Consider the following 18,851-nt stretch of genomic DNA (forward strand, 5'->3'; position numbering starts at 1 on the left):
CTCGTATTGTCTTATGAATTAATCAATTAAATTATGTTTTTCTAAATAGTTTTTAGCTACCTCATAAGGATCTTGTTTTTTCACTGTAACTTCATAATTCATTTGTTGCATATCTTCATCAGATATCTTACCTGCTAATTTGTTAAGTGGTGCTTTGATTTCAGGATGTTCCTTTAAATATGATGTTTTAAACATAGGTGCACCTTGATATGGTGGGAATACCTTTTTATCATCTTCTAAAACAACCATATCGTATTGTTTTAATTCGGCATCTGTTGAATATGCGTCAATTAAGTTAATATCTCCGCTTTCAACTGCTTGATATCTTAATTTCGGCTCCATCGTCTTAACTTCTCCAAAATCTAAATCATATGCTTTTTTAACAGCTGGATAACCATCACCACGATCATTAAACTCTAATGTGAAACCTGGCTTAATTTGGTCACTTACTTTGTTTAAGTCACCTATCGTTTTAAGGTTATGTTTTTTCGCAAAATCTTTTTTAACTGCCAATGAATAAGTATTGTTATATTTCATTGGTTTTAACATAGTCATATCGTATTTATCTTCTAAACTTGATTTTGCTTGTTGATATACCTTATTTTCTTGTTTAGATTTCAAATCTTCCTTTGTTAACTCTCCAAGTACAGTACCTGTAAACTCAAGGTAGCCATCTATATCGTCAGATTTCAAAGCATTAAATAGGAATGAAGTTTTCCCCATGCCGTCTTTAACATCTACTGTATCATCTGTTTCTTCTTCAATTAAAATTTTATACATATTTGTAATTACAGATGGTTCTGACCCAAGTTTACCTGCTAATGTAATTTTATCTCCTTTTTGAGCAAACATTGGTCCAATAATCACTAATAGCAGAATTATAATAATTGCACCTAGAGAAATAAGTAACTTTTTATAGGACAGCTTTTGCATATACCGTAAAACTAAATCAAAAAGAATTGCTAATAAAGCTGCGGGAATCGCTCCAATAATGATCAATGATGTGTCATTTCTATCTATACCTAAAAGAATCAAATCACCAAGACCACCAGCACCAATTAAAGCTGCTAATGTAGCAGTCCCTATAATCAATACCATAGCTGTTCTAACACCTGCCATAATTACTGGCATAGCTATGGGTAATTCCACTTTCGTTAATCTTCTTCCTGGCTTCATACCGATACCCTTAGCTGCCTCAATTAATGAGCTATCCACTTCATTGATACCAGTGTATGTATTTCTTAATATCGGTAATAATGCATACACTACTAACGCAATCACTGCTGGTACCTTACCAATACCAAACAGTGGTATCATCAAACCAAGCAATGCTAATGATGGTATTGTCTGTAGTACTGCCGCAATATTCATCACAATTTCAGAAATCTTACGTGTCTTCGTGAGCAAAATACCTAATGGTACTCCAATTATTGCAGCAATGAGCAATGCAATAAATGATATTTGGATATGCTCAAATATCGTAGTTAACAATTGTCCCTTTCGATCTGAAAGTGTATTTATTAATTCATTCATCTTTGACCACCCCCTGTATGCTCGGATAGATATTTAAACATATCTTCGCGTTTAAGCACATGTTGAGTAGCAGTCGATTCATCATTAATAATGATAGCATCATGATTAGCTAAATCACTATAAATGTTTTTAATAGAGACGTCGCTGTTAACAATAGGATAGCCTTTGGTAGCTGCCTGTTCATCAATCGTTAATTCTCCAATAAGTTCTGATAGTTTAATATCTTTTTCTATTTTAAGTGATTTATCCCCAACAAATTGTTTTACAAAATCACTTTTAGGATGACTAACCATATTTTCAGGTGTATCTATTTGCTCTACATGTCCTTTGTTTAATAGACAAATTCTGTCAGCAAGTTTCATCGCTTCTTGTATATCATGTGTTACAAAAACGATTGTTTTCTTTATTTTTTGCTGTAATGCTATTAAATCATCTTGTAGTTTTTCTCGACTGATTGGATCTAATGCACTGAAAGGTTCGTCCATCAATATAACTGGTGGGTCTGCGGCTAATGCACGCACCACACCAACACGTTGTTGTTGCCCACCTGATAGTTCATCTGGTTTTCTATCTTTAAAAAGTTCTGGCTCTAAGCCAACCATATTTAACAACTCATCTATACGTTCATCAATATCCACGTCTTTCCATTTTTTCATTTGTGGTACTTGTGCAATATTTTCTTTTATTGTTAAATGTGGAAATAATGCAATTTGTTGCAAGACATAACCAATATCCCAACGCATTTCATATACTGGATAGTCACTAATTGGTTTACCTTTAAAATAAATAAATCCCTCTGTTAATGAAATTAAACGATTAATCATTTTTAATGTCGTTGTTTTACCACAACCTGAAGGTCCGATTAAAACAAAAAACTCACCTTCTTTTATATTAAAGCTAAGATCATCTACAGCCTTTTTATCCCCATAACGTTTGATTACATTTTTAAATTCTATCAATTTTTCACCCTCACTCTTTTCATTGCCTTTACTATCACTTAAAAAAATTCACATAGTTAACACATAACCGATTTATGTATCATTTAACCCTTTTGAACATAGTTAGATAAAACAAAAACGAAGTTAATTGAAACCGATCAATATCACTATTACATTTGTACTTGTATAGTATATTAATAGTTGTCAAATTAACTTCGTATTTATCGCAATTATTTCAATGTAAAATACTAATACCGTTAAAATTAAGTATATGAGATTATATATTCTAAAAACAATTATTTGCTCAACTAAATTTGAGCTTTATAAGATTGTATTGTTTCTAAAAATATTGGACAGTAGTGTTTTAATTTATAACTTCCGACACCATCAATTAAGATCATATCTTGCTTTGATTCTGGTTTTCTCTTGGCAAATTCTTCCAAAGTAAAATCTGAAAAAATACTTACTGGTGGAATAGTTAATTTTTCACTTAATTGTTTACGCACGGCAACTAATTCATCAAATAAGGCACGGTCTACGCCTTCTACAGTATTGATGTTAACTTTTTCTTTTGATTTACGTTTAAATGGTGTTGTATAAATTGAAATTTGATTATTTAGCAATTCCTTTACAGATACATCGCAAATCAATATTTCATCATGCTCATTTAAAAATCCTTTAAATCGCAATTCATCCATAAGATGACTGAGTTCAGATGTCGTATAGTTTTTCATAATGCCATGTGTGGACAATTGATTATAATCACAATAGCGAATATAATCAGAGTCTTCACCCCTTAAAACTTGAATAATAACACTATAACTTTCTTGCTGTTTCATACGTGCAATACAACTTACGATCATTTTCGCTTCGTTCGTCATGTCATATGTTTTATTTTCTCTAACACAATTACTACATTGCTCACACTCTTCTAGTTTTTCATTGGGTTCAAAATAATGTACGAGTGTTGCTTCTAGACACTTTTTAGTTTTCGTATATAGTAGCATTTTATTCAATTTTTCACCCATTTTTTCTTTGTAATCATCGTCTGCTTTTGAAGATGAAATAAAATATTGGTGTAAACCAATGTCTCTATCACTGAATAAAAGGATGCAATCACTTTTCAGTCCATCACGACCTGCACGACCCGCTTCTTGATAATACGATTCTAAATCACCAGGCATGTTATAGTGAATCACAAAGCGCACATTAGATTTATCAATCCCCATACCGAATGCATTTGTTGCAACTACGACACGCACACGATCATATACAAAATCATTTTGAGCTGCTTCCCGCTCTTTATTGGATAAACCAGCATGATATATTGTGCTGCTAATTTTATTGTTTTCTAATGCTTCATGTAGTTCTTCTACTTGTTTACGTGTCGAACAATATATAATGCCTGCTTCTTTTTGATGATCTTTAACATATTCTAATACAAACTTTTGACGCTGATACGTTGGATTAACCTGAAATATTAAATTACGTCGTTTCGTACTTGTTTTGATTTCATCGTGTTTATCGATGTTTAAGCGATCCATAATATCTTTTTGTACTTCGATTGTTGCCGTTGCTGTTAATGCTACAATTGAAAAATCTTGTGGTAGTGCAAAAACTTTATGGATGACTTCCTGATAACTTGGTCTAAAATCATGTCCCCATTTTGAAATACAATGGGCTTCATCAAACGCAACTAAGTGTATATCTAACTGCTGTAATAAGCGCATAAAATTGGCATTATCAAAACGTTCTGGTGCAACATATAAAAATTGGATTTCTCCACTTTTCAGTTGTGTTTGAATATCTTTTTGTTGCTTTTGTGTCAAACTACTATTTAAATATGCTGCGCGAATCCCCATGGCCTTCAATTGATCAACTTGATCTTTCATAAGTGAAATTAATGGGCTGATTACGATTGTGGTACCACCTAGCATTAATCCCGGCACTTGATAACAAATTGATTTTCCCCCACCAGTTGGTAAAACGCCAAGCACATTACGATGATCCATTACTTTAGTTATTATTTCTTTTTGACCTGGACGGAATGTGTCATAGCCAAAATAATGTGATAATGTTGCTTCCATGTTATATAATCCCTCATTGTTCTTTTAATTCTTCAAGCTCGCTCCATCTTGTTATATCATCTTCATACAACGTATTAAGATTTTGTTGTTCTTCATTTAATTCTTTGACTTTAGCGTAATCAGAACTTGCTTCAACCATTTCTTGTTCGATCTCTTCTAATCTATGTTCGGTTGTTTCAATACGCGCAATAATTGTTTCATATTCTTGTTTTTCTTTATATGATAGACCCTTTTTCTTTTTCTTTGCATATGTTGATTTCACTTTTGATTGTTGCTTTTCTTGCATTTGGCGTTTATCTATCTCTTTTTTATATGCTTCATAGTCATCAAAACTTCCTATGATACGTTCTAATTTGTCATTATGAATATACCAATATTCTTGAGCAACTTTATTTAAAAAGTATCGATCATGACTCACCGTGATGACTGTACCACCAAAAGTAGCGATATAATCTTCTAAAATGGTTAAAGTTTCTGTATCCAAGTCATTCGTCGGTTCATCTAATAATAGAACATTAGGTTGATGTACTAATAATTTTAATAGATACAATCTTTTTTGTTCTCCACCAGATAATTTATACACCTTTTTTCCATGCGTTGCACTAGGGAATAAAAAGCGTTCTAACAACTGTGTAACAGAAACAGCAGTTCCATCTTTTTCTTTAGCTACTTCACTTTCTTCACGCAAGTAATCGATCATTCTGATGTCTCGATCTAAGCGCGCTTCAGTCTGTCTGAAGTAAGCAATTTTAACAGTTTGACCAACTTTCAATGCCCCTTCGAACGCTTGGTCATCACCATTCAAAATATTCAATAATGTTGTTTTACCGGCACCATTTGGTCCAACGATACCAATTTGTTGTCCATTTTGTATAATTTCTGTGATGTGTTCAAATAATACCTTATCGCCGATGCGTTTTGACACGTTATCAAGTTCAAAAACTTGTTTACCTAAACGTGAATATGCAAGATTTAAAGAGGCTTTATCTTGTTGTTGCTGATTTTTTACATCATGTTCTAAATCTTTAAATCTATTTTTTCGTGCTTGTTGTTTAGTAGAACGTGCTTTAACTCCTGCACGCATCCAAGCTAATTCTTGTTTATATAATGCACGTTGTTTCGCTTGTTGTTTTTGCTCTACGACTTCATTTTCAGCGCGTTGTGCGATGTAATCTTCATAATTACCGGGATAAGTAGTTAATTTCCCACGATCTAATTCAATAATGCGAGATGATACTTCATTTAAAAAATAACGATCATGAGTTACGAACAGCACTGTATGTGGATACTGTTTAACATAATTAATTAGCCAACTAATTGACTCAAAATCTAAATGGTTCGTAGGTTCATCCAAGAGTAATAAATCTGGTTGCTCTATAAGTGTTTTAGCAAGACCAACTCGTTTTTGTTGGCCACCCGAAAGTTCTCTCACTTTTTTAGTCGTATCATTGATGCCTAGCTTTGATAAAATAGTTTTGATTTCAGCACTATAATCCCAAGCTTGATATGTATCCATTGCTTCTTGTGCTTGCATCATCTGTTGAAAATCTGTCTCATTCTGTGTCTCACTATATTTTGTTACAGCAGCTTCATATGAACGTATCACTTGAAGTGTCTTTGTCTCTGACGTTAATACCGCTTCAAAAACCGTTAAATTTTCTTCAAATTCTTGCTTTTGAGACGAATAACGTATGCGATATGCATTAGGATGTGAAACCTCTGCCTCGAAGTCTTCATCCAAACCAGCGATTACCTTTAACAAAGTACTTTTGCCTGTACCATTAATACCTACAAGACCTATTTTTTCTCCTTCAGAAATAGACAGATGCAAATCATCAAAAATGATTTTATCGGCATATGATTTATGTAAATGTTCAATTTTGTAGGCTTCCATCGTCCAACATCCTTTTTAATATCGAAAATTATAATTAATTCTGTTAAACTTAATTTCAGTTCTATATATTATACACCTTTTTGAACTCAAATGATACAAGGGAGCGTAGCTTATGTCAGATTTTTTTCAAGACTTACCTCCTTTTATCCAAGCACTCATCGCCGGTATCATCACTTGGTTATTGACTGCATTAGGGGCTGCTGCAGTTTTTATATTTAAAAGAGTTAATGATAAAATACTGAACTCAATGCAAGGTTTTGCTGCAGGCATAATGATTGCTGCCAGTTTCTGGTCTCTATTACAACCATCTATTGATTATGGTTCAGGTTCATCTATTGCATGGTTACCAGCAGCAATAGGTTTTTTATTGGGCGGTTTTTTTATACGCGCGTTAGATTTAATTATCCCACACATTCACCCAAACACCCAAGACACTAACCAATACCAAGAAGGTGTAGGAACAAAAAAACTCAATAAAAATACATTACTTGTATTGGCTATTACACTCCATAACATACCAGAGGGGCTTTCTATTGGTGTAGCATTTGGTGGTGTAGTAGCCGGTAATGGACAAGCCACTTTCTTAGGCGCACTTGGTTTGGCAATTGGTATCGGGATTCAAAATATTCCCGAAGGTGCTGCGCTTTCTATGCCTATCAGAGCAGCTGGGGCTTCAAGATGGAAAGCTTTTAATTATGGTCAAGCATCTGCAATTGTTGAGCCCATATTTGCTACTATAGGTGCTGCTGCAGTACTGTTCATTACACCTATGTTACCATACGCACTCGCCTTTGCCGCTGGAGCGATGATATTTGTAGTTGTAGAAGAACTTATACCAGACTCTCAAGCTAGTAATAATACTGATTTAGCAACATTAAGTTTAATGCTAGGTTTTACTATCATGATGATTTTAGACGTTGCACTTGGATAAAAGGTAAAAGAAAAAGAAATAACTTGAATCCATTTTTTAAATAAAAAAATGATGAAGCCGAGACAATCGTCTCAAGTTCAAAACAAAGATTTTGGGGTAAATACAAGAAAAATAGCACTCAGATGATTTAATTCAATTCATCTGAGTGCTTCTATTTTTTCAATACTTCATATTGGTGATTCACTTTCTTAGGGGAACAGCTTCAGCCTGTAGTCTTCAGCTTCTCCTATTCACTCAAGCGTCTCGCCAAAATACGTCACATTTGTCCAAGAACTAAATGTCTCAAACAATCTCATTTTGAGAATGGGGATTTATGTTCTAGCCTTTTTAGCATTCTTTTTTATAATGTGCATGTTTGCTCTGGATATGTACTAATCTTCTATCCTACCCTGCTTAAAGTTCACTCATATTAAATAATTCAATACAATCATCATGCGCATAATAAAATACCATTCAATACACTTACATATATATAAAAGCCCTAATCCATTTTAAATAATGGATTAGGGCTAAAGTATTAATTATTTTTTCTCTTGTCCTTGTGGACCTGTTTCATATTTATAGTTTGATGGTTTCACTTTATCAAAGTCAGGGTTATCATAAAATCTCAATAAATCACCGTTTAGGACGTCATCACTCATTTGCAAGTCTTTTTCAGCTTGTTGTTTGCGTTTATCAAAATCGCTTGGTTTTTCTGTAACTGGCTCATTATTTTTATTATCATATATTCTACCATTTACATATTTGTAATCTTTCGTTACAAAGTCACCATTTCTAAACGGTACTGTGTCATTATGATCTTTTGACAATAAGTCTGTACCCATCATGAGATAATTTTTAGTATCAATACCCATTAAATGTAATAATGTTGGCATTACATCTGCTTGTCCAGCATAAGTTTTATCAACAGTACCTTCTTTACCAGGTATTTTCAACCAGAAGCCTGTTCGGTTTAAATCTGTAAACTTAGCTGGTGTAATGTCTTCACCTAATAATTTTTCCATCGCTTTATTATGGTTTTCAGAAATACCATAATGGTCACCATAAATCATAATAACGGAATCATCATAGATACCTTTTTTCTTCAATTCATTTACAAACTGTTCTAACGATTCGTCTAAATATCTCGCTGTCTGAACATAACCGTCAACTGTTGAATCACCAGTATTTGGTTTATCAATTGATGCATCTTCTGGAGATAATGTAAATGGATAATGGTTTGTTAGCGTTATTAAGTGACTATAGAAAGGTTCTTTTTCCTTCGCTAAATAATCAGCTGATTCATCAAAGAATTCTTTATCTTTCAGACCTAAGTTCTCTTGGTTTTCTTCTGACATATCAAAATATGTTGCATCATAAAACTTATCTACACCAAAATGTTTGTATACTTGGTCACGGTTCCAGAAAGTTTTATAATCACCGTGCATTACGCTAGATGTGTATCCTTGTTGTTGATGCATAATAGCTGGCAATGATTGGTACGTGTTATCCCCTTTAAGTGAGAATGCCGAACCTTGTGGTAAACCATATAAACTGTTATCCATAGTGAATTCTGAGTCTGAAGTTTTACCTTGTCCTGTCTGGTGGAAGAAGTTCGGATAATATCTAAAATCTTCATTACCAGAAGAAAGTTTATTTAAGAATGGTGTAACTTCCTCGCCATTTACTTTTTTGTTTATCAAGAAAGTTTGGAAACTTTCTAAGTGTATTTTAATCACATTTTTTTTCTTTGCTGCACCGAAATATTCTGGGTTTGGTTGTGTTTGTTTTTGTTTCGTATAATTTAAAACTTTTGTCAAATCATCTTCATTTGCTAACGCTTTTTGTTGATTATTTTGAATCGTTTTTACACCATCATAAACTGTGAAGTTATATGGACCTAAGTATTTCACTAAATATTTATGATCGAATGTACGCGTTAATAATTCTGGACGATCAGATTCTGCAAAAGCTAGGTTTAAGAAGAATAATGCAACAGACGCTGCCATGATTACTGGAACAAACTTCTTGCTAAACACACGCTTATCTAACCATTTTTGTTTGAAGATTAATACAAATAAATAAATGATTGTATCGATAAAGTAAACAAAGTCATACCATTTAAATGAAGCTGATACAGCGCCACCCATTGATTCAACATTTCCTACTTGATTTAATGTACTAAAAGTCAAGAAATCAGAGAAGAATCTGAAATATACAACATTTGCGTATAATAAGAAGGTTAAAATAAAACCTCCTATAAAGATAAACCAAAATGCTTTCTTACCTTTGAAGAATAAGAAAATACTCAATACTAATGCAATTAAGCTATATGGATTCATTAATAAAATTAAATTTTGAACTAACCCTTTAACACCTAAAGAAAAGTCAACATAGTATGAAAAATACGTTTTAGCAGTAACTGTTATAACAGTTAAAATAAAAAACGCAAAAAGAGTTAGTTTCTTTTTGTGTAGACTCATGTCTGTTCCCCCGATATAAATTAATAAAAGTTTGTGCTAATACCTAGCTAGATTAAATGCTTTGTACCCGTTGTTAGCGGGTAAGTGATAATTTCTACCAACATCTTTATCGTTATTTGCGAAAGTTAAAATTTAAGTTAAAAAACACGGTAACTACTGTATTTTCTTTTAAAACACATCTTTTTTTCTTATGTCACTAATTTATTTTTATAAAGTAGCAATTTTTTATTTTCAATGAATTTTATTTGTTCTTTTGTGAAAAATTATATTTGTTGTAATGTAAATTATGTTAATGCGTTTTGTTATGTTTTACATCGTTTTTACACTGCGTTCACTCTGTAATATCATTGTAATAAAACGATTATAGTTCAATTAATAAATATAAAGCAATTCTTGACTAATATCAAGTAAAAACACACTTTTTTTAATTTAAAAAGCTAATTTAACCGTTTTATGAAGGTATCATTAACCTATTATGAATACGCGATTAAAATAAGGTTAAAATTTAAATTTCCTTTATAATTATACTTGTTCTATTTAATAAATTAATCAGGCCTTGGACCTATTTAAATAAAGGTTAAATTATACAGAATGACTTAAGTAATTACTAAATCTTATCATATCCGACATTCATGCTGTTGATAATAAATACGAAAGACCAAAAGTAAATCTACGAAATAATTGCTATAGCTGAACGCTTTTCGAATAATCATTGACCATGTATTGTATACATTAATTTAGAACTATATTTTACTTAAGTATTTGTCGAAAGCAACAGACATATTATAAAAATCATCCAACATAAAAAAGCAGCTTGAGATATAAATTTATAGAAACTCAAGTAATAACTCAATGAGCTAACTATAAATAAAACAATATTGAAAAAGACAATTTCTATAATATTTCAATAGAAATTGCCTTTTTTCACTCGTCCAAGACACTTTTATTTGTTCTAAGATTCTTTAGCTCAAAAGCGTCTTAATATAATAATGTTTTATAGATTAACTGATTATTAATTTTAAATGCTAATGCTCTTAACATTTTGCTATACACACATACACTTCATTCACTATTCGTGTACATTATTTTAACATTTCTAATTGCATTCTATACTCGATACCATGAAACAGTTGATTTAACCAATTAGTATATTTTATTAAGTTCTTTTCGGCAGTTTCAACATCTATAAATTGAAATTTCAATTTAGTACCAGGATGTTTTTGACCTAACTTAGTTAAATGATAACTGGCAATTGTCCCTATTTGTGGATAGCTCCCTAACGTGTAATGATCATTTAACAAAATAATTGGCGTACCATCTCTCTTAACTTGAATTGTTCCTATTTGTACAGATTGATGTGCGGGCATATCTTCATAAAATGCTTTAACAGGTTGGCCTTCGACATACATACCTACCCTATTCGCTTTACTTGTCACTTTATATTCCCCGTAAGTAAAACGATTTAAAGCATTTTGATTAAAATCTTCTGTTCCTTTATTTTTAATGACATGAAATACATCTGACATATAATTAAAAGAAAGCGCATAGCCATCTATGCCCCAGTCAGTCTGATGTGTATGTTCAAGATTTTCAAAAAGTTTATGGTGACGTTCTGTATAATCACGTTTCATATTGATTTCGTCACCTTTTTCTAGTTTGCGCCCATGAAAACCACCAAGTTTAGACATAAAATCAGTTGAAGTAGAACCCAACCATTCATCTAGCTCGAATCCTCCACCAACGGCTAAATAGACTCTTGATGTCCGTGAAGTTTCTGTAAACTCGAGTACATCACCTTTTTCCATTAAATAAAGTTTATTGGGTAAAACTTTTAAATTAGCAGTTTTAGCTTTAAAACTGCCACCACTTAATGCAATTAAAGTAGGTTCAGTAAAACGAATACTTGCCATTCTATTGGTCATTTCTAAAGTAGCTTCATGTTTATCGTTGGCTACTAATCGATTTGCAATTTCATGTGATAATGGATCTAAAGCACCACTAGGGATTACACCATTGTGCTCATAACCGATACGCCCAAAATCTTGAAAACTTGAGAACAATCCTTCATTTTCTATTATGATTGACATGGTTTAAATCCTCCTAAATCCAATGCATCCTCTGACACAGCTTGAAATTGCACATTATCCCCTAATTTTAAAGTTGTAAAATCTGTTTGATGTGGATTAAATAATTCTACTGGTGTGTAGCCTATCACTAGCCAATCACCATAAGTATCAATTGTAGTAATGCCAGTTTTCTTACCTTCTATAATCACTGATCCTGCAGGAATAAATGCTTTTTTGCCACCTGTGTGATTGACAAACAAGCGTTTATCCATCCCTGTTAAATACGGAAATCCTGGAGAATAGCCCATCATTGATACGAAAAAATTCGAATTTGTATGTAATTTTACAAATTTGTCGAAATCCATTTTATAATATTTTAGCAAGGATGCTAAATCTGGTCCAAAGTCTCCACCATATACTACAGGTATTTGAATGGGTGAGGGTGTTTCTTCTACATGTTTTATCTCTAATTGAACAGATTGCAAAAGTGCTTTCATATATAAAAAAGGTGATTTTATATTGTGATGTTTAATCATATCTCTAGCATCATAACAAATCATCATATCCGACTCTGTTGGTACAATTTCTGTAATAAAAGGATAATTTTTATTAATAAGATATGTTTTTAATGCGAGTAAATCATCAGTTAAATCTTTGGAAACTTCCTTTTCTATAGAAACCACAATTGCTTGGTCACCTTGACTATATATCTTCATAAATTCACCTCATCTATTGTGTCTATCGATAAAATACATTTAATATTTGTATTAAGTAGCGTATTAATTCTTTAACTAAACCATAGATAAATATAAATTGAATAGCACATGAAATAGTGATGACTAACTTAGTAATATAATATTTATGGTGATTCATTAAATAGGTTACATACCATTTTGTAAGGCCGATTAGCGTAATAATTAATAAAATCCAAATCCATATCATTATTTTGCCTCGCTTGCTGACATTAGATTTTTAAGACGCATATAACTTTGTTTAACTTACTTCATAACTTACAGTTAAACTATATCTATGTGTAGCATATTTGATACATTCAATTATGGATATCAAACACTATCGCAATAACGTTTTATCACAATTATTAGAATTAAAATTTATATTTTTCTTATACTTTCTATATTCTATAGATTTATTGCAACATCGGCAACCTCTCTTAAACTATTTATCAGAAAAACTTGAATTTGATTTTGCCTTAACTTTTGCTTAAATGTTGCCAAACTATAATCTTTTTCTATTAATTCACCTTCATCTATTAATTCTTGTCTCTTACATCCTTTTAAAAAATCATCATTAAATACTGGCGTATAATAATGATCTCCTTCTTTGATCATAATATTTCCAATATCAAATTCTAATATTTTTCCTGATTCGTCATAAAGTAAAATGAGGTCAGTTTCGTGATTATGTGCTAAATGATCTCTATTTGTCGTTTTATTCGTAAGTATGCGTTTATCTTGAATTTGGGTTAATGGTACAATTTTTGCTGTAAAGCTATCTTTTTGAGGTAATTCAGCAACTTCATATTTAAAAATGCCATTGGGATATAAAATAATTTTCACTCTATACGTCCCTGTAAAATAATGGTTTTTAATTTCAGAAATCGTTTCATGCCATTGATCATCATCGAATGTCATTTGAAATTGATTTGCTGAATGTTTTATCCTGTCAAAATGATATCTCAACCTTAAAAATTTGCCTGAGTCTAATCGTAATGTTTCAAATAACTGCATTATAATCTCTCCAAAATTTTAGTCTTATCGATGAATTCTTGCACTTCAGATTCTGGATTGGAATCAATGGTAATACCTGCACCAACCCCGTATACAGCTTTCCCATTAATATATTGAATCGTACGAATAGGTACATTGAAAATAGCTTTCCCATCAGGTAACAATAAACCAATAGTTCCGCAATAGCCATTTCTTGGTGTTTGCTCTAATTGTTTAATATATTTCATTGTGTTTACTTTCGGCGCGCCGGTAATTGAACCACAAGGGAAAATAGCTTCTAATACTTGCGCTAAACTCACATGGTTTGCTAACTGCCCAGTAACCATAGATGTCATTTGATACACCGTTTGATACCTTTCAATATGAAACGGTTGATATACTTTAACTGTGCCAGTGTTGGCTACTCTACTTATATCATTCCGTAATAAATCAACAATCATGACATTTTCTGCTCTATCTTTGGTAGAGTTTCTAAGTTTTTCAAAATGTGCCTTATCTTCTAATTCTGTTTCTCCTCTGGCTATTGTTCCTTTCATCGGCTTACTTAATACAATATTGGATTGATTTTTAAATGGGCCAAATTGAAAAAATAGCTCTGGGGATAATGATGCTATTTGAACTTCTTTTGTATCAATCAGAGCAGAATAATGACCATGATTTCCGCCCTGAAGTACATGATAAAGTTCAGAAATCGGCCCTTTTACGTCATCACTCAATCTGGTTGTATAATTAACTTGGTATGTATTACCTTCTACAATCGCTTTTTGCACTTGTTTAATATGATCAATCATGCGCGCATGTCTATATTGAAATTTAAAATTATATTTACGCTGATATGCCAAAGCTTGTTCATTTAAGTCATCGTGTACTGATTCAAATACATATGCAGCAGCATACACAAATATACCTTTAGGCGTTATCGTTGCTAACTGATTATTAAAATAACTTGCCGCTTCATATGGTAAGTATAACGCCACATATTTACCTTTACTTTGATGTAATTCAGCAAATCGAATGACTTCTCCAACGTCCTGCATTTGATATGCTATTTTTTTACTCAAACATTCTTTAAATAGATATTGATACGTTTCGGTTTGTGTTTCATTTATATAATATTGGTAATTAAATTTTACTTGCATGATGCGCCTCCACACTTTCAATAAATAATTTAATTTGTTCGATACCATATTCACTCAAAAACGATTCAGGATGATATTGGACACCATAAATAGCACATTCTCGGTGCTCACAGGCCATAATTATTCCTTTATCATTGGTTGCTGTGACATTTAGCTCAACAGGAAATGTATGTATGTCTGCCATTAATGAATGATAACGCATTACATTAAATGATTTTGGTAAATCTTTGAAAATACCTTTGCCCGTGCGGGTAATTGAAGTTGTATGGCCATGGATAGGCTTATGATTCTTTACAATACGTCCCCCAAAATAAGTAATAATTTGTTGGAATCCCAAGCATACCCCTAAAATTGGTACATTATTCATAAATTGTGTGATGACTTCATTTAAAATCGGATAATCTGACGGCGTTCCTGGTCCTGGCGATATGATAATCGCCAATGGTTTCATATCGATGAGCTTGTCTATATCAATCTCATCCACATCAACCACTTTGATTGTCCCTGTATAACATTGTTTGAGATAGTCCACGATATTATACGTAAATGAGTCTTTATTATCGATTACAAGTAACATTGAATCACCTCATTTGTAGTTATATATTATTCTAATATAGTTATTATCCCAAATCTCAACTTGATTTTACAGCTTAAATGTATTATTCTAGTCACGGTATAAATGTAACAGAGGTTTCTAGCTGACACCCTCTATAAAAAACTAGACACTTGAACGACGTCTATCTTTTTATAGAGATAGGCGTTTTTTTATGGCGTCATCAGTTTTATATGGCAAAGCTAGCACGATATTTTAAGGAGTGTAAACTATAATGACACAACAGCCATTAAACAATAATAAAGCCATCGTAGTATTTAGCGGTGGCCAAGATAGTACAACCTGTTTATTTTGGGCAAAAAAACATTTTGATGAAGTTGTCTTAGTAACTTTTGAATATGGACAAAGGCATGATACAGAAATTCAGGTTGCAAAACAAATCGCTCAAGAACAAGCAGTCGAGCACCATATACTTGACATGTCCCTATTATCTCAACTCACTCCTAACGCATTGACACAACATGATATGGATATAAACGAAGGAGATAGTGGTATGCCAAACACGTTTGTGCCTGCACGTAACTTGCTGTTCTTATCTTTTGCTGGCGCCCTAGCATATCAGACAAATACTAAACATATTATCACGGGTGTATGTGAAACAGACTTTTCTGGCTACCCTGATTGTCGAGATAGCTTTATTAAGTCAATGAACGTTACACTTTCCCTCTCTATGGATAAAGATTTCGTTATTCACACGCCGTTAATGTGGCTGGATAAAAAACAAACGTGGGCTTTAAGCGATGAACTCGGTGTATTAGAATACGTTCGAAAGCGAACGTTAACTTGTTATAACGGGATTATTGGCGAAGGATGTGGCGAATGTCCTGCCTGTAAACTACGCGCACGCGGTCTTAATGCTTATCTAGAAGAAAAAGGAGCGAATTAATATGTTCCAACAAAATTACCCTAGTGTTAACCACAATTACCAATTTGAACTTAATAAGGATTTTAATTTTTCAGCCGCACATTATATTCCAAGTGAAGACGCTGGAAAATGCATGCGTACGCATGGACATACTTACTTTGTCAACTTAACAATCGGTGGAGATACCGTAGACCATAATGGGTTTTTAGTGAATTTTAGTGAATTGAAACAACTCGTACACGGTCAATTTGACCATCAATTATTAAATGAGTTACCTCAATTTGAGGGTAAAAGTCCTTCAACTGAAATTGTGGCACAAACAATATATGAGATGGTTCAGTCTTCATTAAACCAAAGGCCAAACAAACCACAATGCTTGCAAGTTTACGTCAGAGAAACACCAACAAGTTATGTCATATATCGACCAAAGGAGCCAAACCATGAGTAAAATACCTGTGCTTGAAATTTTTGGTCCAACGATACAAGGTGAAGGTCGTGTCATCGGCCGCAAAACCATGTTTGTACGTACAGCCGGATGTGATTACCGTTGCAGTTGGTGTGACTCTAGTTTTACATGGGATGGCAGTGCAAAAGAAGAAATACGCATGATGGATGCTACAGAAATTTATGCGCAATTATATGACATTGCAGGTGAATCATTTAATCACGTAACAATTTCAGGAGGCAATCCAGCTTTAATAAAAGGCATTCAAACATTAGTCGATTTATTCGAAGACAAAGGCATACAAAGCGCCCTAGAAACACAAGGCAGTAAATTCCAACCATGGATGACACAAATTGATGATTTAACAATTAGTCCAAAACCACCTAGCTCAATGATGAAACCAAATTTACCTATTTTAGATGATGTCATTGCTAAATGTAAGCCAGAAACACTCAATCTTAAAGTAGTTATTTTCAATGATGAGGACTTTGAATTTGCCAAAATGATTCATCATAGATATCCTAACGTGCCATTTTATTTACAAGTTGGGAATCCATACCTAGACGGAGAATATGTTGAATCTCACACAGAAAAGTTACTTTCATTATATGAAACCCTTGTGAATCGTGTCATGGATAGTAGCGATATGAATAATGTATATGTATTACCTCAATTACATACTTTACTTTGGAGTAATAAAAAAGGTGTTTAAATTGAGTCAATGAACCGGTTCGTTGTATAATGCTCTTTGTCTATACAATAAACCGGTTTTTACTTTGTACATAAAACATAGCAATGATTGTCACTGTAAATATAATTATTTAAAATAATAACAATTTTACAATATGTCAGATAATGACTTATAATTTTTTAAAACATCAACTGTTATTAAATGATTAAATCTAACTTAATTGATATAATGTTGCAGTGAAGTATCTAGGTTAGGAGAGCAACATGCTAATAAATATAATCATAAATATAGCTACGGTAGCAATCATACTCGTTATTGATTTATATCGTCAGAATTTCAAACAACTTAAGTTTAGCTCTATACTTTTATCAATAACCATTAATAGTATCATTAATTTAGTCCTTGTTGGTAAATACGATTACATAACATTTTATACTTGCACCCATTTAATTATTTGGACATTGTTGCAATTGTATCTCAATAAAAAAACAAAAACATATGTCATAACTGATCAAAAATTTATTGGTTTTATTTTAACGATTATCATGAGTACATCTTTAATCCTTTCATACGATACAAGTAAAGATTCTTACTATATGTCCATTCCATATTTAGCTCCAGCTATTTTTCTCATAGGTGCAACTTTATTGTTCTATAGTACATTCCAAACACATGAAAAAGAACAAATTAAAATCTTGAATCGTATTCGCAAACCAGTAGTGATTGGCCAAATTATTATTGTATTATCTTTTACAATCATGCCTTTATTAACACCTTATTGGTATGCCTTTATAATTGTACATTTATTATTCTTACTTTTTTTATTATGGCAGAATATATTTTTTTCAAAAAAATGATTAGCAAATTATATTTTGTGGTATGTAATAATTGATTATGCTATTTAAAAAGGAGGTATACTTATGTTTGGATTTATTATTATGTTAATTGTCGGCGGTTTAATCGGCTGGATTGCTGGTGGTATCGTCGGTAAAGATATCCCTGGAGGTATTTTAGGAAATATCATTGCTGGTATCGTAGGTTCTGCACTAGGTTCATGGATATTAGGTGATTGGGGTTGGCATTTAGGCGGTATCGCTATCTTCCCTGCACTAATTGGAACAATTATTCTTGTTGCCCTTGCATCATTTATATTGGGAAAATTACGTAAAAAATAAATGGTTTGTTAATTTTTTAGTTTTAAAAGAAATTCCTGAAACTTAATGTCATAGTTTCTATATCGTCAGAAGATGACTAAATAGCGAAAGCACTCAGGAATACTAAAATCTCAACCAAAAATAAGCGTCAATTTCTATTGAGATACTTTAGAAATTGACGTTTTTTGTTTTTTAAAGTGTTATTATCATGAGGGTTTATGATCTATCTTTTTTAAAATGTCATTCGTATCATCTTTAGTTGTTATTTTAACTTTGTGTGTACGG

17 protein-coding genes are annotated in these 18,851 nt (G+C 32.3%); 6 read left to right on the forward strand and 11 right to left on the reverse strand.

Annotation, left to right across the window (positions count from 1 at the left end; genetic code table 11):
- Positions 1-18: 18 nt before the first annotated feature.
- The 4 genes from KA883_RS05660 to KA883_RS05675 form a co-directional block, all read right to left on the reverse strand.
- Positions 19-1,533, reverse strand: a complete 1,515-nt coding sequence (locus KA883_RS05660; RefSeq protein ID WP_046207399.1) for an ABC transporter permease/substrate-binding protein — start codon at positions 1,531-1,533, stop codon at positions 19-21.
- A complete protein-coding gene (locus KA883_RS05665; protein WP_046207398.1) occupies positions 1,530-2,492 on the reverse strand; it encodes an ABC transporter ATP-binding protein in 963 nt (320 codons plus the stop codon). Before KA883_RS05665 ends, KA883_RS05660 begins: the two co-directional genes overlap by 4 nt.
- A 287-nt stretch (positions 2,493-2,779) precedes the next feature.
- Positions 2,780-4,558, reverse strand: a complete 1,779-nt coding sequence (recQ, locus tag KA883_RS05670; protein WP_046207397.1) for a DNA helicase RecQ — start codon at positions 4,556-4,558, stop codon at positions 2,780-2,782.
- 13 nt (positions 4,559-4,571) lie between these two features.
- A complete protein-coding gene (locus KA883_RS05675; protein WP_046207396.1) occupies positions 4,572-6,452 on the reverse strand; it encodes an ABC-F family ATP-binding cassette domain-containing protein in 1,881 nt (626 codons plus the stop codon).
- A 112-nt stretch (positions 6,453-6,564) separates the two neighbouring features.
- Between KA883_RS05675 and KA883_RS05680 the strand changes: the two genes are divergently transcribed.
- A complete protein-coding gene (locus tag KA883_RS05680; RefSeq protein ID WP_046207395.1) occupies positions 6,565-7,383 on the forward strand; it encodes a ZIP family metal transporter in 819 nt (272 codons plus the stop codon).
- Positions 7,384-7,904: 521 nt separating this feature from the next.
- On the opposite strand, the gene ltaS is transcribed toward KA883_RS05680, so the two are convergent.
- From ltaS to KA883_RS05715, 7 genes are all read right to left on the reverse strand, one after another.
- Positions 7,905-9,845 (reverse strand): polyglycerol-phosphate lipoteichoic acid synthase LtaS, encoded by a 1,941-nt coding sequence (gene ltaS / locus KA883_RS05685; RefSeq protein WP_046207394.1) that lies wholly within the window; start codon positions 9,843-9,845, stop codon positions 7,905-7,907.
- 1,082 nt (positions 9,846-10,927) lie between these two features.
- Positions 10,928-11,932 carry a 5-oxoprolinase subunit C family protein gene (locus KA883_RS05690; protein ID WP_046207393.1) on the reverse strand — a complete coding sequence of 335 codons (1,005 nt, stop codon included), beginning with the start codon at positions 11,930-11,932 and terminating at the stop codon, positions 10,928-10,930.
- A complete protein-coding gene (locus KA883_RS05695; RefSeq protein ID WP_046207392.1) occupies positions 11,920-12,627 on the reverse strand; it encodes a 5-oxoprolinase subunit B family protein in 708 nt (235 codons plus the stop codon). Before KA883_RS05695 ends, KA883_RS05690 begins: the two co-directional genes overlap by 13 nt.
- Positions 12,628-12,649: 22 nt before the next feature.
- Positions 12,650-12,853 (reverse strand): hypothetical protein, encoded by a 204-nt coding sequence (locus KA883_RS05700; RefSeq protein ID WP_071562148.1) that lies wholly within the window; start codon positions 12,851-12,853, stop codon positions 12,650-12,652.
- Positions 12,854-13,050: 197 nt separating this feature from the next.
- A complete protein-coding gene (locus tag KA883_RS05705) occupies positions 13,051-13,659 on the reverse strand; it encodes an aminotransferase class IV (protein WP_046207391.1) in 609 nt (202 codons plus the stop codon).
- A complete protein-coding gene (locus KA883_RS05710; protein ID WP_046207390.1) occupies positions 13,659-14,798 on the reverse strand; it encodes a chorismate-binding protein in 1,140 nt (379 codons plus the stop codon). The genes KA883_RS05705 and KA883_RS05710 overlap by 1 nt, the downstream gene beginning before the upstream one ends.
- Entirely contained in the window at positions 14,782-15,375 is a 594-nt protein-coding gene (locus tag KA883_RS05715) for an anthranilate synthase component II (RefSeq protein ID WP_210139900.1), read from the reverse strand. The genes KA883_RS05710 and KA883_RS05715 overlap by 17 nt, the downstream gene beginning before the upstream one ends.
- Positions 15,376-15,625: 250 nt before the next feature.
- Between KA883_RS05715 and queC the strand changes: the two genes are divergently transcribed.
- The 5 genes from queC to KA883_RS05740 all read left to right on the forward strand — a co-directional run bounded on the left by queC (position 15,626) and on the right by KA883_RS05740 (position 18,587).
- Positions 15,626-16,297, forward strand: coding sequence for a 7-cyano-7-deazaguanine synthase QueC (gene queC / locus KA883_RS05720; protein WP_046207388.1), 672 nt, complete (start codon positions 15,626-15,628; stop codon positions 16,295-16,297).
- A 1-nt stretch (position 16,298) separates the two neighbouring features.
- Complete coding sequence (gene queD / locus KA883_RS05725; protein WP_046207387.1) at positions 16,299-16,724, forward strand: 6-carboxytetrahydropterin synthase QueD; 426 nt, start codon at positions 16,299-16,301, stop codon at positions 16,722-16,724.
- Complete coding sequence (queE, locus tag KA883_RS05730) at positions 16,717-17,433, forward strand: 7-carboxy-7-deazaguanine synthase QueE (protein ID WP_046207386.1); 717 nt, start codon at positions 16,717-16,719, stop codon at positions 17,431-17,433. Before queD ends, queE begins: the two co-directional genes overlap by 8 nt.
- A gap of 242 nt (positions 17,434-17,675) precedes the next feature.
- Entirely contained in the window at positions 17,676-18,269 is a 594-nt protein-coding gene (locus KA883_RS05735) for a hypothetical protein (protein WP_046207385.1), read from the forward strand.
- Between the two features lie 63 nt (positions 18,270-18,332).
- Positions 18,333-18,587 (forward strand): GlsB/YeaQ/YmgE family stress response membrane protein, encoded by a 255-nt coding sequence (locus KA883_RS05740; protein ID WP_046207384.1) that lies wholly within the window; start codon positions 18,333-18,335, stop codon positions 18,585-18,587.
- The last annotated feature ends 264 nt before the right edge of the window (positions 18,588-18,851 follow it).

Source organism: Staphylococcus sp. GDY8P54P (assembly GCF_017892645.1).
GTDB classification, from domain to species: Bacteria; Bacillota; Bacilli; order Staphylococcales; family Staphylococcaceae; genus Staphylococcus; species Staphylococcus ureilyticus.

Excerpts from the sequence above, each read along its gene's own strand:
- KA883_RS05700 (WP_071562148.1), bottom strand. The coding sequence starts at position 12,853 with ATGATATGGATTTGGATTTTATTAATTATTACGCTAATCGGCCTTACA.
- KA883_RS05705 (WP_046207391.1), bottom strand. The coding sequence starts at position 13,659 with ATGCAGTTATTTGAAACATTACGATTAGACTCAGGCAAATTTTTAAGG.
- queE (WP_046207386.1), top strand. The coding sequence starts at position 16,717 with ATGAGTAAAATACCTGTGCTTGAAATTTTTGGTCCAACGATACAAGGT.
- KA883_RS05660 (WP_046207399.1), bottom strand. The coding sequence starts at position 1,533 with ATGAATGAATTAATAAATACACTTTCAGATCGAAAGGGACAATTGTTA.
- KA883_RS05715 (WP_210139900.1), bottom strand. The coding sequence starts at position 15,375 with ATGTTACTTGTAATCGATAATAAAGACTCATTTACGTATAATATCGTG.
- KA883_RS05675 (WP_046207396.1), bottom strand. The coding sequence starts at position 6,452 with ATGGAAGCCTACAAAATTGAACATTTACATAAATCATATGCCGATAAA.
- ltaS (WP_046207394.1), bottom strand. The coding sequence starts at position 9,845 with ATGAGTCTACACAAAAAGAAACTAACTCTTTTTGCGTTTTTTATTTTA.
- KA883_RS05680 (WP_046207395.1), top strand. The coding sequence starts at position 6,565 with ATGTCAGATTTTTTTCAAGACTTACCTCCTTTTATCCAAGCACTCATC.
- KA883_RS05740 (WP_046207384.1), top strand. The coding sequence starts at position 18,333 with ATGTTTGGATTTATTATTATGTTAATTGTCGGCGGTTTAATCGGCTGG.
- KA883_RS05690 (WP_046207393.1), bottom strand. The coding sequence starts at position 11,932 with ATGTCAATCATAATAGAAAATGAAGGATTGTTCTCAAGTTTTCAAGAT.
- KA883_RS05710 (WP_046207390.1), bottom strand. The coding sequence starts at position 14,798 with ATGCAAGTAAAATTTAATTACCAATATTATATAAATGAAACACAAACC.
- queC (WP_046207388.1), top strand. The coding sequence starts at position 15,626 with ATGACACAACAGCCATTAAACAATAATAAAGCCATCGTAGTATTTAGC.
- KA883_RS05735 (WP_046207385.1), top strand. The coding sequence starts at position 17,676 with ATGCTAATAAATATAATCATAAATATAGCTACGGTAGCAATCATACTC.
- KA883_RS05695 (WP_046207392.1), bottom strand. The coding sequence starts at position 12,627 with ATGAAGATATATAGTCAAGGTGACCAAGCAATTGTGGTTTCTATAGAA.
- queD (WP_046207387.1), top strand. The coding sequence starts at position 16,299 with ATGTTCCAACAAAATTACCCTAGTGTTAACCACAATTACCAATTTGAA.
- recQ (WP_046207397.1), bottom strand. The coding sequence starts at position 4,558 with ATGGAAGCAACATTATCACATTATTTTGGCTATGACACATTCCGTCCA.